Source organism: Streptosporangium saharense (assembly GCF_014203715.1).
GTDB classification, from domain to species: domain Bacteria; phylum Actinomycetota; class Actinomycetes; order Streptosporangiales; family Streptosporangiaceae; genus Streptosporangium; species Streptosporangium saharense.
Genome location: NZ_JACHJP010000005.1, coordinates 143,045 through 166,075 on the forward strand (window position 1 = coordinate 143,045; position 23,031 = coordinate 166,075).

Sequence of the window (23,031 nt, forward strand, 5' to 3'; positions counted from 1 at the left end):
AACTCATTTACACCGATAAATCGGCATTTATCATTTCAAGCCAATGCCTGGGCGAGTTCCGGGAGGATCGTGCCCAGGGGGGCGTCGAGGGTGAGGGTGGCGTAGGGGTCGCCGCGGGTTTCGCCCTGGTTGATGATCACCACGGGGATGCCGAGCCTGGCGGCGTGCAGGACGAACCGGCGTCCGGAGAGCACCGTCAGCGACGACCCGAGGACCAGCAGCAGGCGCGCCCCCGCCACCAGGGCGTAGCTCGTGTGCACCCGGTCGGCGGGTACGGTCTCCCCGAAGAAGACGACGTCGGGCTTGAGCGTCCCCCCGTCGCACGCCAGGCACCCGACCACCCGGAACCCGCTGACCTCGGCGTCCCCCAGTTCGACGTCACCGTCCGGGTTGATCGTGGTGGTCTTGAAGCCGAAGGAGGGGTTCGCCTGCCGCAGGCGGTGGTCCAGCTCCTCACGCGGGGTCGAGTCGCCGCAGTCGAGGCAGACCACGTGGTGCAGGCTGCCGTGCAGCTCGACGACCTCGCGGGCACCGCCCGCCTGGTGCAGGCCGTCCACGTTCTGCGTCACGATGCCGGTCACCAGACCCTGCCGCTGGAGGGCGGCGACCGCCTCATGACCGCTGTTCGGCGCGGCCCCGGTCATCGTCCGCCAGCCGACGTGGCTGCGGGCCCAGTAACGCCGCCTGGCCGCCTCGCTGCCGGTGAAGTCCTGGTAGGTCATGGGCGTGTGCCGGCTCAGGGAACCCCGCGGCCCCCGATAGTCGGGAATCCCCGACTCGGTGGACATCCCGGCCCCACTCAACACAACAACGCCGCCCCCGGCGACCAACCCCGCCAACCGGCTCCTGCCCTCGCTCACCCTTCCATGGTGCCTCACCGTATGTGGCGGTCCGTGCGGCGGCATGGCCGATGGGTGGTTATCTCACTTTCGCGCGGTGGCTTACGAGAAAACGACATAAGGGGGCATAGGTGATTTTGTCATCAATAAAGTAATTACTCCTTGGTGACTGGCGGCGTGTTTATACCATCGGCCGGGCGGCTTTCCGGATTTGGCAGAACGATTGAGGCGCGATGGTCTCCGGGCGGGATTGGGAGCGGAACACTCTGCAAGGTGACTTCGGGGAAGCATGGCTTGAGGTGGTCGCCGCGGGTAGTGGTCTTCTCCATGGGCGGCCGACCACCCTGGATCTCCAGAAATCGGACGTGCAGCTTTTTCTTCGCGGCGTTGAGCAGGGCACGTACAATCCCGCCGTTCTCGTGCAGGTCAAGACCACGGTGGACCTTCGTCGGTCGGGCGACGGTGATTACTACTATGACCTGGATATCGAGACCTATGACGTGCTGCGGCGAATCGACCATTCGGTCAGGAGAATACTCGCCGTCATCGGTCTGTCGAAGAATGGCGAGAACGTGCGCCTCTACGACGAGGGAACCCTTCTGGTCGGTCGTGGAGCATGGGTCTCACTGGAGGGCTTGTCGGCGTCCGACAACGCGAAGACCCAGGTCGTCTGCCTTCCAGCGGAGAACACTCTGGACCGCGACGGGCTTCTCATGATGCTCAGGACCTACGGAGTCCGTAGATCCACCCCCGTGCCTGACGTCGACGCGTGGGAGTTGTAGTGGGTGGACCAGGGGAAAGTCTTGTGGAAGAGGCGGCGGCGTTTCCCAGCCTGGCCGTCTTCGTCGCTTATCTGCGCGGTTCCGGGTGGACTCTCGAAGACGACGACGGCCGGACCACGTTGTGGCGGCCGGTGCGATCCGACATGGAAACGATGATGCGGATCGTTCTCCCGAACAGGCAGGAGGTCCGCGACTACGCCGAGCGGGCGGACGAGGCGTTGCGAACGCTCGCTTACGTGGAGCGTCGCCTTCCCCAGGAAGTTTCCGCGGACATGAGCTTCGGTGGTGCGGACAATGTGTCGGTACGGCTGACGCCGGACGCTCCGGCCGGGGAGGCACCACTGTTCCTGGCGCATTCCGCGATATCGGCCCTGCGGAACTACGTGGTGGCCTCGGCCACGGCGCTGGACGCCGACTATCTCGTGCTGCCTCCCCGGCGTCCGCAACGGGCGGAGTCCTATGCGGCGCAGACCCGTATTTCCACCCAGCCGGGAAGTTTCGTGCTCTCCCTGGCCCTTCCACTGGTGGACGCGTACACGGAAGGGGCGACCGCCTCCGCGGCCGGTCAGGAATCCCTGCTGGACATTCCTCCTCGGCCCTTCGGTCGTAAGGTGACGAGCAGAATGCTCGCCGCGGCTCAGCGGGCACGGCGTCTGGCGGAGGAAGTCGGCGAGGGGGACAAACCCCTTTCGGCTTTCGGGCAACTCGGTCAGGCTTCTCCGAATGCCACCGAGTTGGAAGCGCTGAGCCTTCTCGGAGGGCCGGATCACGATGTGTACCAGATCCGGTTCTCACAGTCTCCACTCGCTCCCGGATCCCATGAGCCCACGCGTCTGAAGATAACGCCGGGTCAGCAGAGAATCCTCGGGGAGGCCGCGGACTTTCTACGGACGAAACAACCGAGAGCCGGGATCACGGTCAGCGGCCTGGTCGTCCGCCTGTTCCGGGAGAGGAAGTACGGAAAAGGGGAAGTCGTCATCCAGGGAGTCGACGACGACACGGGTGAGACGAGAAGGTTCCGCGTCGAGCTTGACGAGTCCGACTACAACCTCGCGGTGCAGGCGCACAAGACCGGCCTTGAGGTCACCGCGACAGGTGATCTCGACGTTCGCGGGACACGCCGCTCCCTGCGTCGTCTGACCTGCTTCTCGGTACTGCCCGCCCTCGGAGACGACTAGAAGCCGAAGTGGCGGTCCCCACGGGGGTGACCGCCACTTCGCATGATCGGGCCAGGCCGTACGGCCCGGCGGGGGTCAGGTGGATGATTCGGTGTCGGCGGGGACGAGGGCGCCGGTGAACTGGGCTGAGTAGAGGCGGTGGTAGGGGCCCTGGGTGGTGAGGAGTTGTTCGTGGGTGCCCTGTTCGACGATGCTGCCCTCCTCCATCACCAGGATCAGGTCTGCGTCGCGGATGGTGGACAGGCGGTGGGCGATGACGAAGCTGGTGCGGTCGGAGCGCAGTGCGGCCATGGCGTGCTGGACCAGGACCTCGGTGCGGGTGTCCACGGCGCTGGTCGCCTCGTCGAGGATCAGCAGGGACGGGTTGGACAGGAAGGCGCGGGCGATGGTCAGCAGCTGGCGTTCACCGGCGCTGATGTTGCCTCCCTCTTCGTCGATCACGGTGTCGTAGCCGTCGGGCAGGGAGCGGACGAACCGGTCGACGTAGGTGGCCCGCGCGGCGGCCTGGATCTGCTCCTCGGTCGCCCCGGGGTTGCCGTAGGCGATGTTCTCCCTGATGGTCCCGCCGAACAGCCAGGTGTCCTGGAGTACCATGCCGACGTGGGAGCGCAGGTCGTCGCGGCGCATCGCGGTGATGTCCACGCCGTCGAGGGTGATGCGGCCCGCGTCCAGCTCGTAGAAGCGCATGACCAGGTTGACCAGGGTGGTCTTGCCGGCGCCGGTCGGGCCGACGATGGCGACCGTGTGCCCGGGTTCGGCCACCAGGGACAGGTCCTCGATGAGGGGACGGTCGGCCTCGTAGCGGAAGGAGACGTGCTCGAACTCGACGCGGCCCCGCCGTACGGTCGGGGGCACCGGGTTGGCCGGGTCGGGGGTCTGCTCCTCGGCGTCGAGCAGCTCGAAGACCCGTTCGGCCGAGGCCACCCCGGACTGCAGCAGGTTGGTCATGGAGGCGACCTGGGTCAGCGGCTGGGTGAACTGCCGGGAGTACTGGATGAACGCCTGCACGTCGCCCAGGCTCATCGACCCCGTGGCGACCCGCAGGCCGCCGACGACCGCGATGGCGACGTAGTTGAGGTTCCCGACGAACATCATCGTCGGCATGATGATCCCGGAGATGAACTGGGCGCCGAAGCTGGCCTTGAACAGCTCCTCGTTCCTGGTGCGGAACACCTCCTCGACCTCGGGGCCACGGCCGAAGACCTTCACCAGCTCGTGGCCGGTGAACGCCTCCTCGATGTGGGCGTTCAGGGTGCCGGTGTGCGTCCACTGCGCGACGAACAGCTTCTGCGAGCGCTTCATGATCTGCCCGGTGAGGATCGTCGAGATCGGGATGGTCACCAGGGCGATCAGCGCGAGCAGCGGGGAGATCACGAACATCATTACCAGCACGCCGACCACGGTCAGCAGCGCGGTCAGCAACTGGCTCAACGTCTGCTGCAGGGTCTGGGAGACGTTGTCGATGTCGTTGGTGACCCGGCTGAGGAGTTCGCCGCGCGGCTGGCCGTCGAAGAAGCGCAGGGGGAGCCGGTTGAGCTTGTCCTCGACGTCGGAGCGCAGCCGGAACACCGTCCGCTGCACCACGTCGTTGAGCAGGTAGCCCTGCAGCCAGCCGAAGACCGACGCCGCGACGTAGAGAGCCAGGGCCCAGGACAGGACCGTGGCCAGCGCGCCGAAGTCGATGCCCTGGCCGGGGACGACGTGCATCCCGGCGAGCATGGCGGCGAAGTTCTCGTTGCCCGAGGCGCGGGCGGCCTGGACCGCCTGTTCCGTGGTCGTCCCCGCGGGCAGTTGCCTGCCGATCACGCCGCTGAAGATCAGGTCGGTGGCCTGACCGAGGATCTTGGGACCGATGACGCCGAAGACCACGCTGATCACGGCCAGGCCGATCACCGCGAAGAGCCGGGTGCGCTCCGGGGCGAGCCGCCGTACGAGACGGCGCATGGAGGGGCCGAAGTTCATCGACTTCTCGGTCGGCATCCCGCCGCCGAAGGGGTTGCGGCCGAAGGGGCTGCCGCCCGCGGGGGGACGGGGACGCGCGGGCGTCGCCTGTTGGTTGCCGCTCATGCCGCCCTCTCCTCGGTGAGCTGGGACTCGACGATCTCGACATAGGTCGGGCAGGAGTCGAGCAGTTCGTCGTGGGTTCCCCTGCCGACGACCACGCCGTCGTCGAGGACGACGATCTGGTCGGCGTCGGCGATGGTGGAGACCCGCTGGCCGACGATCACGACGGCGGCGTCGGCGGTACGCGGGCGCAGGGCGGCGCGCAGCCGGGCGTCCGTCGCCAGGTCGAGGGCGGAGAACGAGTCGTCGAACAGGTAGATCTCGGGCCTGCTGACCAACGCCCTGGCGATCGAGAGGCGCTGACGCTGGCCACCGGAGACGTTCGTGCCGCCCTGGACGATGGGCGCGTCGAGTCCCTCGGACATCGCCTCGACGAAGTCACGGGCCTGGGCGACCTCAAGGGCCTCCCACAGCTCCTCGTCGGTCGCCTCGGGGTTGCCGTAGCGCAGGTTGCTGGCGACGGTGCCGGTGAAGAGGTACGGCTTCTGCGGCACCAGGCCGATCCGCGTCCAGAGCATCGCGGGGTCGAGGTCGCGCACGTCCACTCCGTCCACCAGCACGGTGCCCTCGGTGGCGTCGAAGAGGCGGGGGACGAGGGAGATCAGCGTCGTCTTGCCCGCCCCGGTGCTGCCGATGACGGCGGTCGTCTGCCCCGCGGTGACGCGGAAGGAGACGCCGGACAGCACCGGTGCCGCGGCGCCCGGGTAGCGGAACCCGACGTCACGCAGTTCGAGCTCGGCGTGCGTGTGCACCCGCCGTACCGGATCGGTTGGCGGCGGCACGGAGGAGTCGGTGCGCAGCACCTCGCCGATGCGCTCGGCGCAGACCGCGGCGCGCGGGATCATGATCGAGATGAAGGTGGCCATCATCATCGCGCCGAGGATCTGGATCAGATACATGAGGAAGGCGGTGAGCGCGCCGACCTGCATCTCCCCGCTGTCCACGCGGAAGGCGCCGAACCAGAGCACGGCGACGCTCGACGCGTTGAGGATCAGCATGACGAGGGGGAAGATGAGCGCGGTCAGTCGTCCCACGCGCAGCGCGGTCGCGGTCAGTTCGTCGTTCGCCTCGGCGAAGCGCCGGGTCTCCTCACGCTCCCTGACGAAGGCGCGCACGACGCGGATGCCGGTCAGCTGCTCGCGCAGCACCCGGTTGACCGTGTCGATCCTGGTCTGCATGGCGCGGAACTGGGGGACCATGCGGGAGACGAGCAGGCCGATCGTGACCAGCAGCACCGGGACGCAGACCAGCATCAACCAGGACAGGCCGATGTCCTGACGCAGCGCCATGATGACGCCGCCGACGCACATGATCGGCGCGGCCACCAGCATGGTGCAGGTCATCATCACCAGCATCTGGACCTGCTGGACGTCGTTGGTGGTGCGGGTGATCAGCGAGGGGGCGCCGAAGTGGGACAGCTCCCTGCTGGAGAAGCCGTTCACCCGGTGGAACACGGCGGCCCTGACGTCGCGGCCGAAGCCCATCGCGGCGCGGGCGCCGTAGTAGACCGCGGCGATCGAGCAGGCGATCTGCACGAGGGAGACGGCCAGCATCCAGCCGCCCGCGGTGAGGATGTAGCCGGTGTCCCCGGTGGCGACGCCCCGGTCGATGATGTCGGCGTTGAGGCTCGGGAGGTACAGCGAGGTGATGGTGCTGATCAGCTGCAGGACGATGACGGCGATCAGGGTCGAGGTGTAGGGCCGTAGGTGCGTGCGGAGCAGCCTACTCAGCATGGGGGTCTCCACGTTCTGGGAGGAGGAGGTCGTCGTCACGCCGTTGGCGGATGCCGTCCAGCAGCATGGAGACGATCTCCGTGGGAGCCAGGGGGTCGTTCTCGACGAGCTTGGGGTGGCTGCCCGCGGCGGTCAGCAGGTGCAGGCGCCGTGCCGCCTCCTGGGCGGTGCAGCGCAGCAGGTCGCGGTCGGGGACGATCAGGTTGACGATCGTCTGCCTGATGACGGCACGCGGGTCGTCGCAGTCGTCCTCGCCGAGTTGCGCCCTGCGCTCGCGGTCGTACTTGGTGATCGCCTCGACGCCCAGCGCGTCGACCAGCCGGAAGACACGCACCGTGTGGCGTTGCAGGATCTCGACGGCGGTGACGAGGCGTGCCCCGAGCGGAGCCGTACGGTCGATGGCCGTCAGGTCGCGGATCAGCGCCGTGGAGTCGAAGGCGCTGGTGATGGCCGCCCTGACCAGCTCGTCCTTGGTGGCGAAGACGCGGAAGATCGTCCCCTCCGCCACCCCGGCCGCCTGGGCGATCTGCCGGGTGTTCACATCCGGGCCCTCGGCGAGGATCAGCGCGAGGGTGGAGGCGATGAGCGCGGCCCGCCGTTCGTCCGGGGGGAGTGGCGCGGCACGCGGAGAGGTAGAGATCACGCGAATCACCCTATATGAGTGAGTGACTCACTCACTCATATTTATTGGGGAGCTACCGGTTCGGTCTGAGTTCAGCGTGAGTGCCACCTGGTCAGCAACTCGTTTTCCCGCTCCTGGGTGATCGTGCTCTCCGTCGAGAACCCGGCCTCCGAGGCGCGGATCTCACGGACCGTACGGCTGAGCGGGCGTGGGTCGAGTCCGGTGGCGCGGGCGGCGGCCGGGTCGGCGGTGTTGACGGTCATCCACCTGTCGCCCTCCGACCACAGCGGCAGGGACGTGCCATCCTCCCCCTCGGCGAACAGGAAGTCCGCGCCGACCCAGGTCAGGGTCGTCCCTGGCGGTCCGACCTCGGCCAGGATCGCCTCCAGCATGTCTTTGAAGGAGTACGGCGGAGCCGGGCTGACCGCGTGGAAGACAGTGGGACCTGCCGGCCGGTCGAGCAGGCCGACGATCCACGAGGCCATGTCCCGGGCGTCGATCACCTGGATCGGGTCCGTGGGGTCGCCGGGCGCCAGGACCTCGCCGCCCTCGGCGATCCGGTTGACCCAGTAGGTGAAGCGTCCGGTGTGGTCGTGGGGACCGACCACATAGGTCGGCCGTACGACCAGGGCGTTCTCGCCGAACCTGGCGGCGGCGGTCCGCTCGCACAGCACCTTCAGCGCGCCGTACGTCTCGACGGTCACCTCGGTGGGGACCGGGCCGTCGAACTCGGCCAGCGGTGAGTCCTCGGTGAAGCCGGGGGAGGCGGGAGGGGTGTAGACGGCGGTGCTGGAGATGAGGACGTAGCGCCCGGTGGACAGCGCGTCGGCGAGGGAGTCGACCTGGGCGGGCAGGTAGGCGCTGACGTCGATCGTCGCGTCCCAGGCCCGGTCCCGCAGGAGCGACAGGTCGGCGTTGCGGTCGGCCGTCAGGTGCTCGGCCTCGGGGAACAGGTCGGCCCCGGTCCTTCCCCGGTGCAGGAGGGAGACCTCGTGCCCCGCCGCGAGGGCGGCCTCGGTGATGTGCCGTCCGACGAACCTGGTGCCGCCGATGATCAAAATTTGCATAGTCATAATTTTGTCGCATATGCCTGCTGTACGGCAGGCCGAAATTCCCGAGTGTTCCCGCCGGAATGGTCGATAGCAGGAAATGTCGGGAAAAGGGCAGGTAGGGCTGCTTTTGGGATGTCCTTTGGCGGTCGTCGGCTTCGCCGAGAAAGGCGGCAGGGGGTACGTTGGACGGTACCCCTTCTCTAGTTCAGGATCATCGCCATGGCAATTCGGCCAGAGCCGGGACCTGCGCCCGCTCACCCCTCATCGGTCGGCGCGGAGGCGTGATGGACACCGCGACAGCCGATCTCGATCCTTTCGTCCATCCTGCCCTGTTCTATCGGGGCGACCACGAGTATCTCCAGGCGACTCTGCCGTTCATCCGGGGCGGACTGGCGGCCGGAGAGCCCGTCGCGGTCGCCGTCCCCGAGCGGAACCTCAGGCTGCTGCGGGCCTGGCTCGGTCCGCAGGCGTCGGCGGTGTGCTTCCTCGACATGACCAGGGAGGGCCGTAACCCGGGACGCATCATCCCCGGGGTGCTGCGTGCCTTCGCCGACCCGCACGAGGGCCGCAGGGTGCGGATCGTCGGGGAGCCGGTCTGGCCGGGGCGCTCGCTCACCGAGTATCCCGCCTGTCTCCAGCACGAGGCCCTGGTCAACCTGGCCTTTCCCGGCAGGGCCGTCACGATCATGTGTCCCTACGACGCCGACGCCCTGGCACCCGGGGTCGTCAGGGACGCCGAGACGACCCACCCCGTCCTGCTCGACGGTTCCGGGCTGCGGCTCAGCGAGGCCTACGCGCCGGAACGCGCCATCCGCGACGCCAACAGGGCACTGCCCGACCCCGAGACGGCCGAGACGCTCACCTTCGGGAGCGGGGACGGCGATCCGGGACGGGCACGGGAGTTCGCCGCGGGGCGCGCCTCCAGGGCCGGGCTCTCCGGCGAGCGCCTCGGCGACCTGCGGCTGATCGCCGGTGAGCTGGTGGCCGACAGCCTCGGCCACGGCGGCGGCGGGGGAGTGCTGCGGGTGTGGACCGAGGGCGGCCAGGTCGTGATGGACGTCAGGGACGCCGGGCGCATCACCGACCCCCTCGCCGGGCGCGGGCCCGTCGATCCCCGGCTGCGGGGCTCACGCGGGCTGCTCGTCACCAACCTGCTCAGCGATCTCGTCCGCGTCCACACCGGCGAGGACGGCACGACCGTCCGGGTTTACTTCACGATCTGACCGTCAGGAAAAACCGGGTATTCGACAGGGGGATTCAACCAGGTTATATCCGAAGTTGACAGGCCGACGCCGCTTTTTTGCCGCTGGCGGATTACCAGTTGGAATTAAGGGCGTCGTGTGCCTTTTTGGGTCTTTTCTCCGGGCTCTAACTGGGTTATCAATGGCGCAGAGGCCAAGGATCCGCGTCTTCCACCCCCCCCTGATGAGCACCGGAGTCAACCGGTGTCGCTCCCATATGCCATCACACCCCCCAGAAAAGATGGAGAACCGTATGCGCCGGTTGAGAAAACCCTTTCTCGGAGTCCTGTGCGGCGTCGTCGCACTCCTCGCCGGGCTCGTCCCCGCCACGACCGCCCAGGCCGCAGTTCCCGACCGCTGGGGATTCGCCTTCGTCGACGTCTTCTCCGGCGTCCCCAACCTGGCCCACCAGGCGGGAAGCTGGTCGTCGGGGTCGAACGTCACCGTCTCGGCGGGCTCGACGGGCCAGGTGAAGGTCGTCTTCCCGACCATCGCGGCCCGGGGCGGCGTCGCGCACGTGACCGCCGTCTCGCCGAACGCCGAGTGGTGCCAGCTCCAGAACTGGGGCCCCTCGGGTGCCGACGAGGTCGCGGTCGTCCAGTGCTACAAGTACGGCGGCGCCCCCGTCTTCACCCCGTTCACCATCGTCTACGAGACCAGCAGTGGAACGCTCCCCGCTCCGCAGGCGCTCGGCTACATCCACTACAACGGCGGTGGGATCGTCACGCAGTTCAACTCGGCCGGTGGCGTCAACACCGTCACGCCGAGTGGGACCGGCGTCTGGGGCGTCACCCTTCCCGGGCTCGGCTCGGCCGGTCCCGAGGGTGGTCTCCAGGTGACCGCCGTCGACCCGCAGCAGCCCGCCCGCTGCAAGGTCGGCTCGTGGGGGTCGGCGACCAGCGCGCAGAACGTGAAGGTGATCTGCCACGACGCGACGAACCGGCCGATCAGGACCGGCTGGACGCTGACCTACCAGCGCCAGCGGGCGATCACCGGCGCCGCGGTCCCGCCCCGGTTCTTCGGCTACGTCCTCGACACCAACCCCACGGCGGCCGGGCCGTACGCGCCGACTCCCGCGGGGATCAACTTCAACACCCTGGTGCCCGGAGGGAACACCATCCAGAACTTCGCCCCCGGCCGTCAGGTGACCTTCCCCAAGATCGGTTACCTGCGTGACCACGTCCAGGTGACCGCGTTCGGTCCCGGGCCCGAGTACTGCAACATCTACAAGCTCTGGGTGACCCCGCCGAACGACGCCATCGTCAACGGCGTCAAGTGCTACAACGCCGTCACGCTGAAGCCGGAACGTTCCTTCGTCAGCTACACGTCGGAGAAGTAATCCACCGGCCGGTGGCCTCGGGAACGGGGCCACCGGCCGTTCAGCGGTCCCGGATCCCGGTGATCAGCCGGATGAGCTCGGCGCGCAGCGCCTCGGGGTCCTCGACCCGGTCGGCGATGATCCGCTCGGCCGGGTCTCCCTCCATGATCTCGGCGTAGGTCCGCTTTCCCAGGTCGGTACGGGTCACCATCACCCGGCGCCGGTCGGCCGTGTCACGTTCGCGGGCGATGTGACCGTCGCGTTCGAGCCGGTCGAGCACCGGCCTGATCGTCTGCTCCTCGACGTAGGTGCGGGCCGCGAGTTCCCGCTGGGTCCGTGGGCCGTCCTGCAGGACGTGCAGGGCCAGGAAGCCCGCGTGGGTCAGGCCACGCTCGGCGAGCACGGCGTTCCACTCGCGTTCGACCAGGCGCGCGGCGACCAGGAGCAGGCGGCCGGTCGCCCACGAGGCGTGATCGTCCATGGAACCCCGCTCGAAAGAACCCTCGAAAGAAACCGTCCGCCCACGCTATCCGAAGGATGCTAAGGGTACTTAGTATTTCCATCTCGAAGCGGGACACATGGGAGGACACGTGGGCGTGACGGCGCCACCGGAGACGGCCGAGGCGAAGGGGCGGGCGCGGTGGGCCGGGCTCGCCTTCATCGCGCTGGCCGTGGCGATGATCATCTCCAGCACGACGATCACCAACGTGGCCGTCCCACAGATCATCGGCGACCTCGGGCTCAGCTCAACGGACGCGCAGTGGATCCAGGAATCCTACGCGCTGGTCTTCGCCGCGCTGCTGCTCACCTTCGGCAGGCTCGCCGACCGGCTGGGCAGGCGCAGGCTGCTGCTGACCGGGGTCACGCTGTTCGCGCTGACGTCCCTGCTGGCCTCCGCCTCCGTCAGCGGGCCGATGCTCGTCGGGTCCAGGATCCTGCAGGGCGTCGGCGGGGCCATGATCTTCCCCACCACGCTCTCGCTGCTGAACGCGGGCTTCCGCGGCAGGGACAGGGCGACCGCGTTCGCCGTCTGGGGCGCCACGATCGGCGGGATGGCCGCCCTCGGGCCGCTGGTCGGCGGCTGGCTCACCACTGACCTGTCCTGGCGCTGGGCCTTCGGGATCAACATCCCCGTCGCGGTCGCCGTACTGGCCGGGGTGCTGGTGTTCGTGCCCGAGTCGCGGGAGTCGGACGGTCAGCGGGGCGCGGACCTGGGCGGCGCCGTGCTCTCGACGCTCGGGTTCGGCCTGCTGGTCTTCGGGCTGGTCGAGGGCCGGGTCTACGGCTGGTGGCGGTCCGTCGAGCCCTTCACCGTCGGCGGCTGGCGCTGGCCGTTCGCGCTGTCGCCCGTGCCCGTCGCCTTCGCCGCCTCCGCGCTGGCCCTGACCACCTTCGTGCTGGTCGAACGAGGACGGGCCCGCCGGGGCCGGGTCGCCCTGCTCGACCTGTCGCTGCTGTCCATCACCTCCTTCCGCAACGGCAACATCGCCGCGCTGATCGTCAGCCTCGGTGAGTTCGGCGTGCTGTTCGCGCTGCCGCTGTGGATGCAGTTCGTCCTGGGCTACTCGCCGCTGCAGACGGGCGTCGCCCTGCTGCCGCTCGCGGTCGGCTCCTTCGCCGCGAGCGCGTTCGCCTCCCCGCTGTCCCGGGCCAGGGGAGCTGCCTTCGTGGTACGGCTCGGCCTGGCACTGGAGATCGCCGGGATCGCCGGACTCGGCCTGGTGATCTCCGCGGACACCCCGTGGGCGCTGCCGGTGCCGTTTCTGTTCTGCTACGGCATGGGCATCGGGCTGGCCACCGCCCAGCTCACCGGGGTGGTGCTGGCCGAGGTCCCGGTCGAGCGCAGCGGTCAGGGGTCGGGCACGCAGAGCACGGTCAGGCAGATCGGCTCCGCGCTGGGCATCGCCGTACTCGGCACGCTGCTCTTCGGCGGGCTCAGCGCCGACCTCGACCACCGGCTGAGCCAGGCCGACGGCATCGATCCGGTACGGCGGGAGCAGATCGTCACGGCCGTGCAGAGCAGCGCGGGAGGGGCCATCGCCGGGTTGTCCCGGATGCCCGGGGTCGCCGAGGCGGCCAAGGAGTCCTTCGCGGTCGGCACGCGCTACGCGGCCTTCGGGGCTGCCGGTTTCCTCGCGGTCGGCCTGCTAGCCAGCCTGTCCCTCGGCGCACGCCGTACCGAGGAATGATTGGGGTAAACCTGCTGTGTCCAATGTAGACATTTGACCCTATGGAACGTAGGGTTTGTGGTGTCACGGAAAGCGAAAGCCGACCGTGACGAGTGACGAAACGCCGTGCGACGCCGGAGGCCACCGGTCGCGCGGGACTTCGCGACACGGTCCCGCCCGTGCCAACGGCGCCGCGGAACGTGGGAAAGGGGAGACGAACACCACGCCACAGACCCACGGCTCGGGAGGTGGTCCCTCGGTTACTCACAGACGGTTCCCGCCCGCCCTGCCTTCCATGAGGGCGTGTGCGGTCAAGAAAAACCGGCAAGATAGCCGGTAGATGGTGTTGAACTCTTCGGGCCCCGGTGCTTCGCGCGCACCGGGGCCTGACACACGTCACGGAAGGTGCGATGGGAGAAGCGCTGTCCGACAGATTCGACGACGACGACTACCCCGCCTACAGCATGGGACGGGCCGCCGAGATCCTCGGCGTCACCCCGGCGTTCCTGCGCAGCCTGGGCGCCGCCAGACTGATCGAACCCCTCCGCTCCGCCGGGGGCCACCGGAGATACTCCCGCCGCCAGCTCCGTCTGGCCGCCCGCGCCCGCAGGCTGCTCGACCAGGGCACCCCGCTCGACGCGGCCTGCCGCATCATCTCCCTTGAGGACCAGCTCGAAGAGGCCCTGCGCCTCAACGCCGAACTGCGCCCGAACACCGAGCCGTGACGCCGTGGTCAGCGGGTGGCGATCAGCGTGTCGAAGTCCGCGAAGTCGTCGGCCAGCCGACTGCCGGTGAAGTCACCGACCCAGCCGTCCTCGTCGTGGAAGAACCGGATCGCCACGAAGTCGGGCCGGGTGCCCATGTCGAACCAGTGCGTCGTGTCGGCGGGCACGCTGAGCAGGTCGCCCGCCTCGCACAGCACCGCGTAGACCCGCTCGTCGAGGTGCAGGTAGAACACCCCGGCGCCCCTGGCGAAGAAACGGTCCTCGTCGTCGGCGTGGGTGTGCTCGGAGAGGAACTTCTCCCGCGCCAGCGCGGCCTGCTCCACCCACCCGGGGTCGTCGGAGGGCGTCATGCGCACCGCGTCGACCAGCACGTATCCCTCCTGCCCGATCACCCGGTCCACCTCGTCGCGGTAGGCGTCGAGCACCTGCTCCGGGGTCGGCTCGGCAGGCAGGTCCCTGACCGGCCCCCACCGCTCGAACCTGATCCCGTACGGCTTGAGCGCGTCGGCGATCTCCTCGGCGTCCTCGGTCCTGGCGATCACGGTGTCCGGGTCATTGTCGGCCCAGACGGTCAGTAAGGTCATCGGGGTCTCCTCGTCACGGGTTTCCGTCCGTGTTCCGGTGCTTTCCTCCCCCGCGCTCCGGGCGCTCTCCCCTTACCTTTCGGGCTGATTTCCCGGCACGTTACCGGTGCGCTCCGCCGTACCCCAGAACCACTCGACTTTGGCCGCGCGTCTGCGCCGCTCGATCCACCCGGCGAAGATCTCCCGTTCGACGAGGTCGCGGACGGCGTCGTCGAGCACGGCGGGCTCGACCGCCAGCACCTTGACCGTCAGCTCTCCCCGGTCCGTGGGGAAGGGGCCCGCGAGCGTCCCCGGCGCGGCGGACATGACCGTCCCGGCCGCCTCCTCGCCGAGCTCCGCGACCAGCTCGCGCCTGCGCGCGGCGACGAACGTCTCACCCGGTACGGCCTGGCCCCGCGCGAACGCCCTCTCGACGTCGCCGAGGAAGCCGTCGCCGGTGAGGGGTGTGCCGGGGACGAGGACGACCCTGGCCAGCCGTACGACGTCGAGGTTGTGACCGTGGGCGGCGAACCAGTCCTCGACGTGATCCGCGGCGATCCGCGAGCGCAGCCGGGCGACCGAGGCCTCGACCGCGACCAGCTCCTCAAGCTCGGCGTGGGAGAGGTGGTTGCGTTCCATCCAGGCCCGGGTCTCGGCGCCGGTCAGCAGCCCGCGCGCCCTGCGGAAGGCGTCCATCGCCCGCTGCAGCTCCGCGTCGGAGACCGGCTCCGGCTCCTCCTCAAGCGCCTCCCGGACCAGGCAGTCCGTCACCAGGCGGTCGGCGACCCCGCGTTCGTCCCAGACGAAGTCCAGGCAGGCGACGGCCCTGGCGACCGGGGTCTCGACGCCGTTGACCCGCAGCAGCAGGTGCTCGCCCGCCCGGTGCACACCGCGCAGCGGCCAGGGCAGCCCCAGGTCGGGGGACCACGACAGGGAGACGGTCGAGCCGTCCGGCCCCTTGAGGAGCAGGGCGTGCTGGAGGGAGCCGTCGAACTCCTCCCGCTGGGCGACCAGCCGTACCCGCAGATCGGGGTTGGCGGCCCGGAACGCGTCCAGGTCGGCGCCGTCGGTGAGCACGCGGAGCGCCTGCGCCAGGGTCCGGCCGTCCGTCATCACGTCAGTCCGTTCATGAGCAGGTCGCGGATCGCGGCCGCGACGGGAAGTCCCGTGGCGGCCTCGATCCACTGGAACTGGCCGTTCGGGTTGATCTCCAGGAAGACGTGGCGGCCGTCAGGGGTGAGGATCAGGTCGATCGCGCCGTAGGTGAGCCCGAGCCGCTCGACCAGCCGCACGCACCGCGCGGCGACCTCCCCGGGCAGCTCGTGCGGCCTGATGGGGGTGACGCCCGGGTCGTAGTGCCGCCAGTCGTAGCGCGTGTGGTTGCTCACCTGGGAGTGGATCTCCGCCGCGAAGACCCGCCTTCCGACCACGGTCACCCGGACCTCGACCTCCTTGGGCACGTAGGCCTGGACGATGACCGGGCACAGCCGCAGCGCGTCGGCGTGCGCCACGTCCACGGGGGTGACGGGCGCCGCGAACCGGCCGAGCCACTCCCCGTCCGCCTCGAACCGGTTGCCGTGCACGGGCTTGGTGATCACCCGGCCCTCGTGCCGGTCGTAGAAGTCGAGGAAGGCGTCGGGATCGGTGGTGACCAGCGTCTCCGGCAGCGCGAAGCCGAGCAGCCGAGCCTGTTCGAGCTGGTACGGCTTGCGCCCGGCCCGGTCGAGGACCGACCTCGGGGCGGGAACCGTCAGGCAGCCGAGGCCGTCCCACAGCCCCTCGGTCACGGCCAGGCACTCCTGCTCCACGTAGGCCCTCACCTGTTCCGGGTGGGCCGGGCTCGCGGCAGGGGGCAGCGGCCTGCGGTACCAGAGCGAGGTCAGCTCGTCCAGCACGACCCCGCGCTCCCCGGTGTCGAGCACCCTGCGGGTCGAGCCGTCACGTGAAAGGCCGATCTCCACGCTCGCGCGGGCCGGGTAGGAGGCGGGGTCGAAGACGACGACGTCCGCGCCCGCGGACGTGAGGAGGCCGACCACCTGGTCCGCGTGGTCGTCCCCGGCTGAGGTCAGAACGAGGATCATCTGGAGTCCCCGCACGGGGACGCGGTCCCACGCGTCCCCGTGGCGGATCGATCAGCTGTCGCCGGAGGTGTGGCTGTGGTTGCCGTGGATCACGATCACCTGGCTCTTCGCGCCGCCGCTGACCTGGAGGAGCTGGTTCTCGTCGAGCTCGGGGCCGAGGGCCGCGATGTCGTCGAGCGTGGTGCGCGACTTGCTCACGTCGTCCCTGCCTTCCTGTTGTTCCCGTGGACCGCCCGATGCGGTCCGACGCCGTGAAGGCTAGGCGGGGGAGGTGGGGAGGGTCGTCCGTCACGCGGATGATCGGCCGTCCCCCGTCCAGGGGACTTCTTGATGATCGTCTGGTCGGCGGAAGCGGCATAATGCCCGGGTTATGTAGTAACCGGCGACCGATGCCCGGCCCGTGACGCTGTGCCAACGGGGGCGACACAGCCGTCATCGGTCCTCTCTGATCGGAGAACCCATGTCCCACGATGCCATCGGCGAAGGCCTGCTCAGGGCCCTGGCCGAGGAGGGCGTCACGGGCAGGCTCACCGGCCCGGCGACCGTCGCCGTCAGCCGTCCGGACGGCGACCTCACCGTGGACATCGGCGAGTGGCGCGTCCACGCCGCCGAGATCCCCCCGGCCGACCTGCCGGGATTCGCCGCGCACTTCGCCCGGGGGTTCGCGCGGTCGGTCCGCGCCGAGGCGCGGCCGTCGCCCGACATCGAACGGCTGCTGGCCGAGGGGTCCCTGCGGATGCGCGTCTACACCGAGGAGGCGCTGGCCGAGCCGCCCGGCCTGCGGGACGCCCTGCTGACCCGCCCGCTCGCCCCGGGACTCGTCGAGACGGTGGTCGTCGACACCCCCGACTCGATCGTGCCGCTCAACCGCGTCCACCTCGGAGACAGGCCGCAGGAGCAGGTCTTCGGCGCCGCGCTGCACGCCTCCCTGACCAGGGAGCCGCACTACGCCAAGACCGACGCGGTCTGGGGCGTCCCGATCACGCACGTCGGGGAGACCCACCGCTACATCGGCTCTCACGTCCACGTGCTCAGGCGCCACGTCGGATCCGCCCCGTACGGCGCGCTTGTCGCCTTCCCCGTCCCGGAGTACCTGATCGTCCACGAGATCGGCGACACCCACATCGTCGCGGCCCTCGAAGCCATGCAGGAACTCGCCGCGACCCACGTCGAGAAGGGGGACAACGCCCTCACCGCGCAGGTCTACTGGTGGTGCCCGGGGCCGTACGAGCAACTGCCCGAGCCGGACGCGCTCGCCAGCGGGCGGGTCCCCGACCTGCGGCCCGTGAGAGTAGAGGTGGACCACCGGGAGCGGAGCGTCACCCCGCGCACCCCCGACACCGAACGCCTCATCGAACTCTGGCTGGGCGACCGCCCCTGAGCCCGCGTCCCGTGACGCCGGTCTTTTCTCACGCCGGTCGGGCCGCTCACCCTTTCCGCCTCGTACGGCTGCCCGCCCCACGGTCGGGTCGTGGGTGATTTATCAGCTTTTTTCGTGATAATCAGGGGGTGTCTTGGGGGTCTCGGCGGGCGTTCCTGCGGCTTGGCGGGGTCGCCGTGGCCGGGACGCTCGTCCTGGGGGCCGACGGCAGGCTCGTACGTCTCAGGGAACACCCCGGGGACGAGGCCTTCGCCGGGCTTCGCCGTACCTGGCGGGACGTGACGGCGGGGGCGGGGTTCGACCCGGAGGCGGAGCCGTACCGGACGAGACTGGTGCGGCTGGGAAGGAAGGCGGCCAGGCACCGGGACGCCATGGCGCCGACCGATGGCTCCCTCTGGCCCGACCAGGCGTTCCCGTCGTTCGTCACGACCCCGGCGCGGCTGCGGAGCATGGCCCGCGCCTACGCGCTGCCGGGGACCGGGGTGACCGGGGACGCGGGCCTGGCCGAGGCCGTCGCCGTGGGCGTCGACCACTACCGGCGCCGGGTGTACGCCCAGGGTGCCGCGCAGACCGGCAACTGGTGGCACTGGCAGATCGGCGTCCCCAGGGCGCTCCTCGACGCGGCCGTGCTGGTCGGCCCGCACCTGACGGAGGCGCGGAGCAGGGCGCTGCGCGACGCGGTCGACCACTTCGTCCCGGAACGCCGCCTGACCGACTACGGCGGGACCAGCACCGGGGCCAACCGGGTGGACCTGTGCACGGTGATGCTGCTGCGCGCCATGCTCAGGTCGGACCCTGACCGGGCGGCGCTTGCCGTCTCGGCGCTGTCCCCGGTCCTGCGCCACGTCACCGAGGGCGACGGCTTCCACCGGGACGGCTCGTTCGTCCAGCACACCTTCGTCCCCTATCAGGGGACCTACGGCGCCTCGCTGCTGAACGGCGTCGCCACGCTGCTGGCCGTACTGCGTGGCTCGCCCTGGGAGATCACCGACCCGAACATCCGGATAATTCACGAAATGGTGGACAGGTCGTTCGCGCCGGTCGTGCACGACGGCCTCTGCATGGATCTCGTCAGCGGCCGGGCCGTCGGCAGGAGGCCGTACGGCGACCACGACAGGGGCCGCGCGATCGCCGCCGCGATCCTGCTGCTCGGGGAGAGCGCCCCGGCCGCCGACCGGGACCGCTGGCGGGGCATGGTCAAGGGCTGGGCGCTGCGGGACACCGCCAGGCCCATGCTCGCCGAGGCCGAACGCGACGACCTGGCCTTCCACGCCCGCCTCGCGACCCTCATGGACGACGAGACCGTGCCCGCCCTCGACGAACCCGCCGGGCACCGCCTGCTGGCGGCGAGCGCCCGCGCCGTCCATCGTGGACCGGGCTGGTGCGCGGGGCTCAGCATGGCCTCCTGGCGGATCGGCCACTACGAACACGGCAACGGTGAGAACCTCCGTGGCTGGCACACCGGCTCGGGGATGCTCACCTGGTGGGCCGAGGGCCACGGCGCCCAGTACTCCGACTCCTTCTGGCAGACCGTGGACCCCTACCGGCTACCCGGCACGACCGTCTCGACCCGGCGCCTGGCCGACGGCGAGGGGGAGGGCTGGGGCGACACCTGCCCCCCTGGCCGCTGGGTCGGCGGCGCGAGCGACGGTGTTTACGCGACCATTGGCCAGCACCTGTACGGCTTCGCGAGCACGCTTGAAGCCTTCAAGACGTGGCTCTTCCTCGACGACGCGGTGGTCTGCCTGGGCGCCGGGATCACCTGCGCCGACGGCGTCCCGGTGGAGACCGTCGTGGACAACCGCAGGACCTCCGGCGCCCTCACCGTGGACCCCGAAGCGGGCTGGGCGCACATCGCGGGCCACGGCGGCTACGTCCTGCCGTGCTCCCGGCCGCGCACCCTCCGCGAGGAGCGCTCCGACGCCTCGGGTTCGGTACGGCGAAGCTACGCGACCCTCTGGCTCGACCACGGCGTCGATCCCCGTGGTGAGAGCTACGTCTATCTGCTCATGCCGGGCGCGAGCCCTTCGGCGACCAGGGCCAGGGCCGCCGACCCCGGCTGGGCGCGGGTGCTCGCCAACACCGCTCTCCAGCAGGGCGTCCACGTCCCCTCACTCGGCCTGACCGCCGTCAACTTCTGGACGCCGGGCACCGTCGGGCCCCTGACCGCCTCGGCCCCGTGCGCGGTCCTCGTCAGGGAGCCCGGCGACGGTACGGCCACGCTCACGGTCTCCGACCCGCGCTGCGACCTGGACGCGCTGACCGTCACCTGGGACCGCCCCGTGGCCGAGGTGCTCCGCACTCCCCGCCTTCTGAAGGCCGCCACCCCCGGTCCACGCCTCACCCTGTCCTTCGGCCGCCTCGCCGGCGAGGAGGGCGCCTCGCAGACGGTCACCGTACGGCTCACGTGACCAGCCCGCCGGGATCGACCAGCGCACACCGCTCGAACGACAGGCAGCCGCAGCCGACGCACTCGGTGAACCGGTCACGCGTCCGCTCCATGCGTTCGATGCGCTCGTTGAGCTGTTCGCTCCAGCACGCGGAGGCCCGCACCCAGAACTCCCGGGTGGGCGTGTGGTCGGCGGGGACCAGGGCGAGGACCTCGCCGATCGCGGAGAGCGGAAGGCCGACGCTCTGGGAGGCGCGGATGAAGGCCACCCTGCGCAGCGTGCCCCCGCTGTAGCGACGCTGGTTCCCGGTGGTGCGCCTGCTGTGGATCAGTCCCTGGCGTTCGTAGAAGCGCAGGGCGGAGGCGGGGACACCGCTGCGGGCGGCCAACTCGCCCACGGTGAGCTCCTCGACGCGTGTCATGCGGCCCACACTAACTTGACGTCAACCTTTGTTTAAGTTCGAGGCTTGTCCTCACGGACTCTTCTGAGGAGGACATGTCATGAAATTATTGGAACCGTTGCGGCTTGCGGTGATCGTGGGCAGCGTCAGGCAGGGCAGGTTCGGGCCGACCGTGGCGAACTGGTTCGCCGCCCAGGCCGGAAACCGCGACGACGTCCTGGTCGACCTCGTCGATCTGGCCGACACGCCACTGCCCGAGGCGCTCCCCGCCTTCGGCCAGCCCCCGGGCCCCGAGGCCGCGCGGACCCTGGCGAAACTGACCCCGAGGCTGGAGGCGGCGGACGCCTTCGTCGTCGTCACCCCCGAGTACAACCACAGCTTCCCCGCGTCCCTGAAGACCGCGATCGACTGGCACTTCACCCAGTGGCAGGCCAAACCGGTCGGCTTCGTCTCCTACGGCGGCATGGCCGGTGGCCTGCGGGCTGTCGAACACCTCCGCGCGGTCTTCGCCGAACTGCACGCGGTCACCGTCCGCGAGACGGTCAGCTTCCACGGCGCCTGGGAGCGCTTCGGCCCCGACGGCCTGCCGAAGGACCCCGATGGTTGCGACGCGGCGGCCGGGGTCATGCTCGACCAGCTCCTGTGGTGGGGACACGCGCTCAGGGAGGCCAGGGCCAGGAATCCGTACACCGAGAGGAAGCAGGCGTCATGACCTCCCCTGTTCATCCCGACCCGGCCAACCCCGAGGCCCGTGCCGTACTGACAGCCCACTGGCCCCGCCACCACGCCCCGCTGGAGACCGTGACGGCGAGTTGGCAGGACAGACCGTGGCCGGAGGACCTCGTCTCGGTCAACGCCTACGTGAGCACCGACGGCGAGGACGTCCTGGTCTACGAGCAGTGGGCGATCGATCCTCCGGCAGCCCACTCGACGATGGGGGCCGAACCGGTCGCCTACCGGCTCTACCGCAGCGGGGCCAGGCAGGACGCGCCGGTGCCGGGGTGCGTTGTCATCGTCTCCGTCGAGTTCGTCGGCCCCGACCGGAGGCGGCAGGAACGGTGGATCGACACCGTCTTCGACGCGCTGGCCGCCGAGACCGACCCGCATCCCGGAGGGATCTCCGGCCACTTCCACGTCAGCCTGGACGGCACCCGGGTGCTCAACTACGCGGAATGGACGGACGAGGCGTCCCACAGGGAGGCCCTGGCGAACAGCGGACAGGGAACCGTCGGCTCCGCACCCGAATGGCGACGGGTTCTGGAGTTCCCCGGCGTGCGGGAGAGTGGGGTCAGGCGCTACCGCCTCCACGCGAGCCTCACCACAGCAGGGGGAACCAGATGACGGATCCAGAGGTGTACGACAGCACGACGGACTGGGTGGCCAGGCACATCCGCCGCTACGTCGAGTCCGACGGCGCGGACGGCCACATCTACCAGGGGATTCCGACCCTGCTGCTCACCACCCGGGGCAGGAAGAGCGGCAAGCTGCGCCGTACCGCGTTGATCTATGGCGAGGACGAGGGCCGCTACCTGCTGGTGGCCTCGAACGGCGGCTCGGCGGGACACCCCGCCTGGTATCTCAACCTGACCGAGGACCCCGAGGTCGCGGTGCAGGTAGGCCCGGACAAGTTCACCGCCCGGGCCCGAGTCGCCACCGCCGAGGAGAAGCCCCACCTGTGGCGGCTGATGACCTCGATCTTCCCCCTCTACGACACCTACCAGGCCAAAGCCCCCCGAGAAATCCCCCTGGTGATCCTGGACCGCCAGTAGAACCACGGTTCAGGCGCGTCGGAGTCTACGTAGGTGTGAGTCTCCGGACGTGCTGATGGCCCGTCCCTTCTCTTCTCCGGGACGGGCCGTTCAGCTCCACAACCGATGTGGGAGTTCCTCCACGGTCCTTACCTGCTCTGGTCCGTGAGCCTCTCACCCGTCGGACTCGCCGGGAGACGTCACCTCGTCGAGCCACAGGCGGCGACCGAAGCCGCCCCGTTCGGTCCGTTTGCGGCGTGCCGCCTCCCGGACCTGCTCGTCGGAGAACCCGAGTGCTCCGGCGAGAGCCGCCAGCACCTCGTGGAGGTCGGCCAGTTCGCCCAGACGGTCGTCGGGTCCGGCCTGGCGTAGCTCCTCGGCCTCCTCGGCGAGCTTGGCGACCAGCGCGGGAACCACCTCCCGCTCGTCGAGGACGCGCACCCCGGCCGTCAGCCCCTCGGCCTCGATGATCTCCGGAATCCGGTCGCGGACCAGCTTGCCATAGGTCGTTGTCCGTCTTTGGTGCAAAATGTCGCCCCCTTGATCAATACTGCACGGGTGGATTACCGACGCGGCGTGGTCACCGGTGAGAGCGTATGGCGCGCCATCGTGCTGTACGGAGCCAACTCGGCCACCTACAAGTTCCCCTTCGGCGAGACCCTGCTGCGGGCCGCCGCCACCGGCCGCACCCACGTCACGCTCGACGAGCTGGCGCCGCCGTACGCCGAACTGCTCTGTGAGGCCCT

Annotated in this window: 23 protein-coding genes; 11 read left to right on the forward strand and 12 right to left on the reverse strand. The window is 69.7% G+C overall.

All coding sequences use genetic code 11. The features are described from left to right. Positions 1 to 35 precede the first annotated feature (35 nt). Positions 36 to 905, reverse strand: a complete 870-nt coding sequence (locus tag FHS44_RS23685; protein ID WP_184718247.1) for an NAD-dependent protein deacetylase — start codon at positions 903 to 905, stop codon at positions 36 to 38. A 167-nt stretch (positions 906 to 1,072) separates the two neighbouring features. Here FHS44_RS23685 and FHS44_RS23690 point away from each other — a divergent pair, with 167 nt between their 5' ends. Further along, positions 1,073 to 1,621: a DUF4365 domain-containing protein gene (locus FHS44_RS23690; RefSeq protein ID WP_184718249.1), complete on the forward strand. Its 549-nt coding sequence runs from the start codon at positions 1,073 to 1,075 to the stop codon at positions 1,619 to 1,621. A 23-nt stretch (positions 1,622 to 1,644) separates the two neighbouring features. Further along, entirely contained in the window at positions 1,645 to 2,799 is a 1,155-nt protein-coding gene (locus FHS44_RS23695; protein ID WP_184718251.1) for a hypothetical protein, read from the forward strand. A gap of 75 nt (positions 2,800 to 2,874) precedes the next feature. Here the strand turns inward: FHS44_RS23695 and FHS44_RS23700 are convergent, their stop codons facing one another. The 4 genes from FHS44_RS23700 to FHS44_RS23715 form a co-directional block, all read right to left on the reverse strand. Continuing rightward, on the reverse strand, positions 2,875 to 4,866 hold the full coding sequence (locus tag FHS44_RS23700) for an ABC transporter ATP-binding protein (protein WP_184718253.1): 1,992 nt from the start codon (positions 4,864 to 4,866) through the stop codon (positions 2,875 to 2,877). Then, on the reverse strand, positions 4,863 to 6,596 hold the full coding sequence (locus tag FHS44_RS23705) for an ABC transporter ATP-binding protein (protein ID WP_184718255.1): 1,734 nt from the start codon (positions 6,594 to 6,596) through the stop codon (positions 4,863 to 4,865). The genes FHS44_RS23700 and FHS44_RS23705 overlap by 4 nt, the downstream gene beginning before the upstream one ends. Continuing rightward, a complete protein-coding gene (locus FHS44_RS23710) occupies positions 6,586 to 7,239 on the reverse strand; it encodes a TetR/AcrR family transcriptional regulator (protein WP_184718257.1) in 654 nt (217 codons plus the stop codon). The genes FHS44_RS23705 and FHS44_RS23710 overlap by 11 nt, the downstream gene beginning before the upstream one ends. 71 nt (positions 7,240 to 7,310) lie before the next feature. Then, positions 7,311 to 8,285: an NAD-dependent epimerase/dehydratase family protein gene (locus tag FHS44_RS23715; protein ID WP_184718259.1), complete on the reverse strand. Its 975-nt coding sequence runs from the start codon at positions 8,283 to 8,285 to the stop codon at positions 7,311 to 7,313. A gap of 269 nt (positions 8,286 to 8,554) precedes the next feature. Here FHS44_RS23715 and FHS44_RS23720 point away from each other — a divergent pair, with 269 nt between their 5' ends. After that, complete coding sequence (locus tag FHS44_RS23720) at positions 8,555 to 9,493, forward strand: anti-sigma factor RsbA family regulatory protein (protein ID WP_184718261.1); 939 nt, start codon at positions 8,555 to 8,557, stop codon at positions 9,491 to 9,493. A gap of 271 nt (positions 9,494 to 9,764) precedes the next feature. Continuing rightward, complete coding sequence (locus FHS44_RS23725) at positions 9,765 to 10,850, forward strand: hypothetical protein (protein WP_184718263.1); 1,086 nt, start codon at positions 9,765 to 9,767, stop codon at positions 10,848 to 10,850. A 40-nt stretch (positions 10,851 to 10,890) separates the two neighbouring features. Here FHS44_RS23725 and FHS44_RS23730 read toward each other — a convergent pair whose 3' ends face one another. Continuing rightward, on the reverse strand, positions 10,891 to 11,310 hold the full coding sequence (locus tag FHS44_RS23730) for a MarR family winged helix-turn-helix transcriptional regulator (protein ID WP_184718265.1): 420 nt from the start codon (positions 11,308 to 11,310) through the stop codon (positions 10,891 to 10,893). Positions 11,311 to 11,425: 115 nt separating this feature from the next. Here FHS44_RS23730 and FHS44_RS23735 point away from each other — a divergent pair, with 115 nt between their 5' ends. Next, a complete protein-coding gene (locus FHS44_RS23735) occupies positions 11,426 to 13,018 on the forward strand; it encodes an MFS transporter (protein WP_312863783.1) in 1,593 nt (530 codons plus the stop codon). A gap of 389 nt (positions 13,019 to 13,407) precedes the next feature. Beyond that, positions 13,408 to 13,722, forward strand: coding sequence for a MerR family transcriptional regulator (locus tag FHS44_RS23740; RefSeq protein WP_184718269.1), 315 nt, complete (start codon positions 13,408 to 13,410; stop codon positions 13,720 to 13,722). An 8-nt stretch (positions 13,723 to 13,730) separates the two neighbouring features. On the opposite strand, the gene FHS44_RS23745 is transcribed toward FHS44_RS23740, so the two are convergent. The 4 genes from FHS44_RS23745 to FHS44_RS23760 form a co-directional block, all read right to left on the reverse strand. Continuing rightward, the gene (locus FHS44_RS23745; RefSeq protein ID WP_184718271.1) at positions 13,731 to 14,306 is read right to left on the reverse strand and encodes a 1,2-dihydroxy-3-keto-5-methylthiopentene dioxygenase; all 576 of its coding nucleotides are present in this window, start codon (positions 14,304 to 14,306) and stop codon (positions 13,731 to 13,733) included. A 72-nt stretch (positions 14,307 to 14,378) separates the two neighbouring features. After that, on the reverse strand, positions 14,379 to 15,398 hold the full coding sequence (locus tag FHS44_RS23750) for a TIGR04500 family putative peptide maturation system protein (RefSeq protein WP_184718273.1): 1,020 nt from the start codon (positions 15,396 to 15,398) through the stop codon (positions 14,379 to 14,381). After that, entirely contained in the window at positions 15,398 to 16,366 is a 969-nt protein-coding gene (locus FHS44_RS23755) for an MvdC/MvdD family ATP grasp protein (RefSeq protein ID WP_184718275.1), read from the reverse strand. Before FHS44_RS23755 ends, FHS44_RS23750 begins: the two co-directional genes overlap by 1 nt. A 51-nt stretch (positions 16,367 to 16,417) precedes the next feature. After that, positions 16,418 to 16,564: a hypothetical protein gene (locus FHS44_RS23760; RefSeq protein ID WP_184718277.1), complete on the reverse strand. Its 147-nt coding sequence runs from the start codon at positions 16,562 to 16,564 to the stop codon at positions 16,418 to 16,420. Positions 16,565 to 16,826: 262 nt separating this feature from the next. Between FHS44_RS23760 and FHS44_RS23765 the strand changes: the two genes are divergently transcribed. Further along, positions 16,827 to 17,747: a hypothetical protein gene (locus FHS44_RS23765; RefSeq protein ID WP_184718279.1), complete on the forward strand. Its 921-nt coding sequence runs from the start codon at positions 16,827 to 16,829 to the stop codon at positions 17,745 to 17,747. Between the two features lie 128 nt (positions 17,748 to 17,875). Further along, the gene (locus tag FHS44_RS23770; protein ID WP_184718282.1) at positions 17,876 to 20,158 is read left to right on the forward strand and encodes a polysaccharide lyase 8 family protein; all 2,283 of its coding nucleotides are present in this window, start codon (positions 17,876 to 17,878) and stop codon (positions 20,156 to 20,158) included. On the opposite strand, the gene soxR is transcribed toward FHS44_RS23770, so the two are convergent. Next, the gene (soxR, locus tag FHS44_RS23775) at positions 20,151 to 20,558 is read right to left on the reverse strand and encodes a redox-sensitive transcriptional activator SoxR (protein ID WP_184718284.1); all 408 of its coding nucleotides are present in this window, start codon (positions 20,556 to 20,558) and stop codon (positions 20,151 to 20,153) included. The genes FHS44_RS23770 and soxR overlap by 8 nt on opposite strands. Positions 20,559 to 20,637: 79 nt before the next feature. Between soxR and FHS44_RS23780 the strand changes: the two genes are divergently transcribed. From FHS44_RS23780 to FHS44_RS23790, 3 genes are read left to right on the forward strand one after another with little or no spacing between them, the layout of a single operon-like run. Then, positions 20,638 to 21,249 carry an NADPH-dependent FMN reductase gene (locus tag FHS44_RS23780; protein WP_184718286.1) on the forward strand — a complete coding sequence of 204 codons (612 nt, stop codon included), beginning with the start codon at positions 20,638 to 20,640 and terminating at the stop codon, positions 21,247 to 21,249. After that, positions 21,246 to 21,878: an antibiotic biosynthesis monooxygenase gene (locus FHS44_RS23785; RefSeq protein WP_184718288.1), complete on the forward strand. Its 633-nt coding sequence runs from the start codon at positions 21,246 to 21,248 to the stop codon at positions 21,876 to 21,878. Before FHS44_RS23780 ends, FHS44_RS23785 begins: the two co-directional genes overlap by 4 nt. Beyond that, on the forward strand, positions 21,875 to 22,306 hold the full coding sequence (locus tag FHS44_RS23790) for a nitroreductase family deazaflavin-dependent oxidoreductase (protein WP_184718289.1): 432 nt from the start codon (positions 21,875 to 21,877) through the stop codon (positions 22,304 to 22,306). The genes FHS44_RS23785 and FHS44_RS23790 overlap by 4 nt, the downstream gene beginning before the upstream one ends. Before the next feature lie 153 nt (positions 22,307 to 22,459). On the opposite strand, the gene FHS44_RS23795 is transcribed toward FHS44_RS23790, so the two are convergent. Beyond that, complete coding sequence (locus FHS44_RS23795; protein ID WP_184718291.1) at positions 22,460 to 22,813, reverse strand: nucleoside triphosphate pyrophosphohydrolase; 354 nt, start codon at positions 22,811 to 22,813, stop codon at positions 22,460 to 22,462. Positions 22,814 to 23,031: the final 218 nt, after the last annotated feature.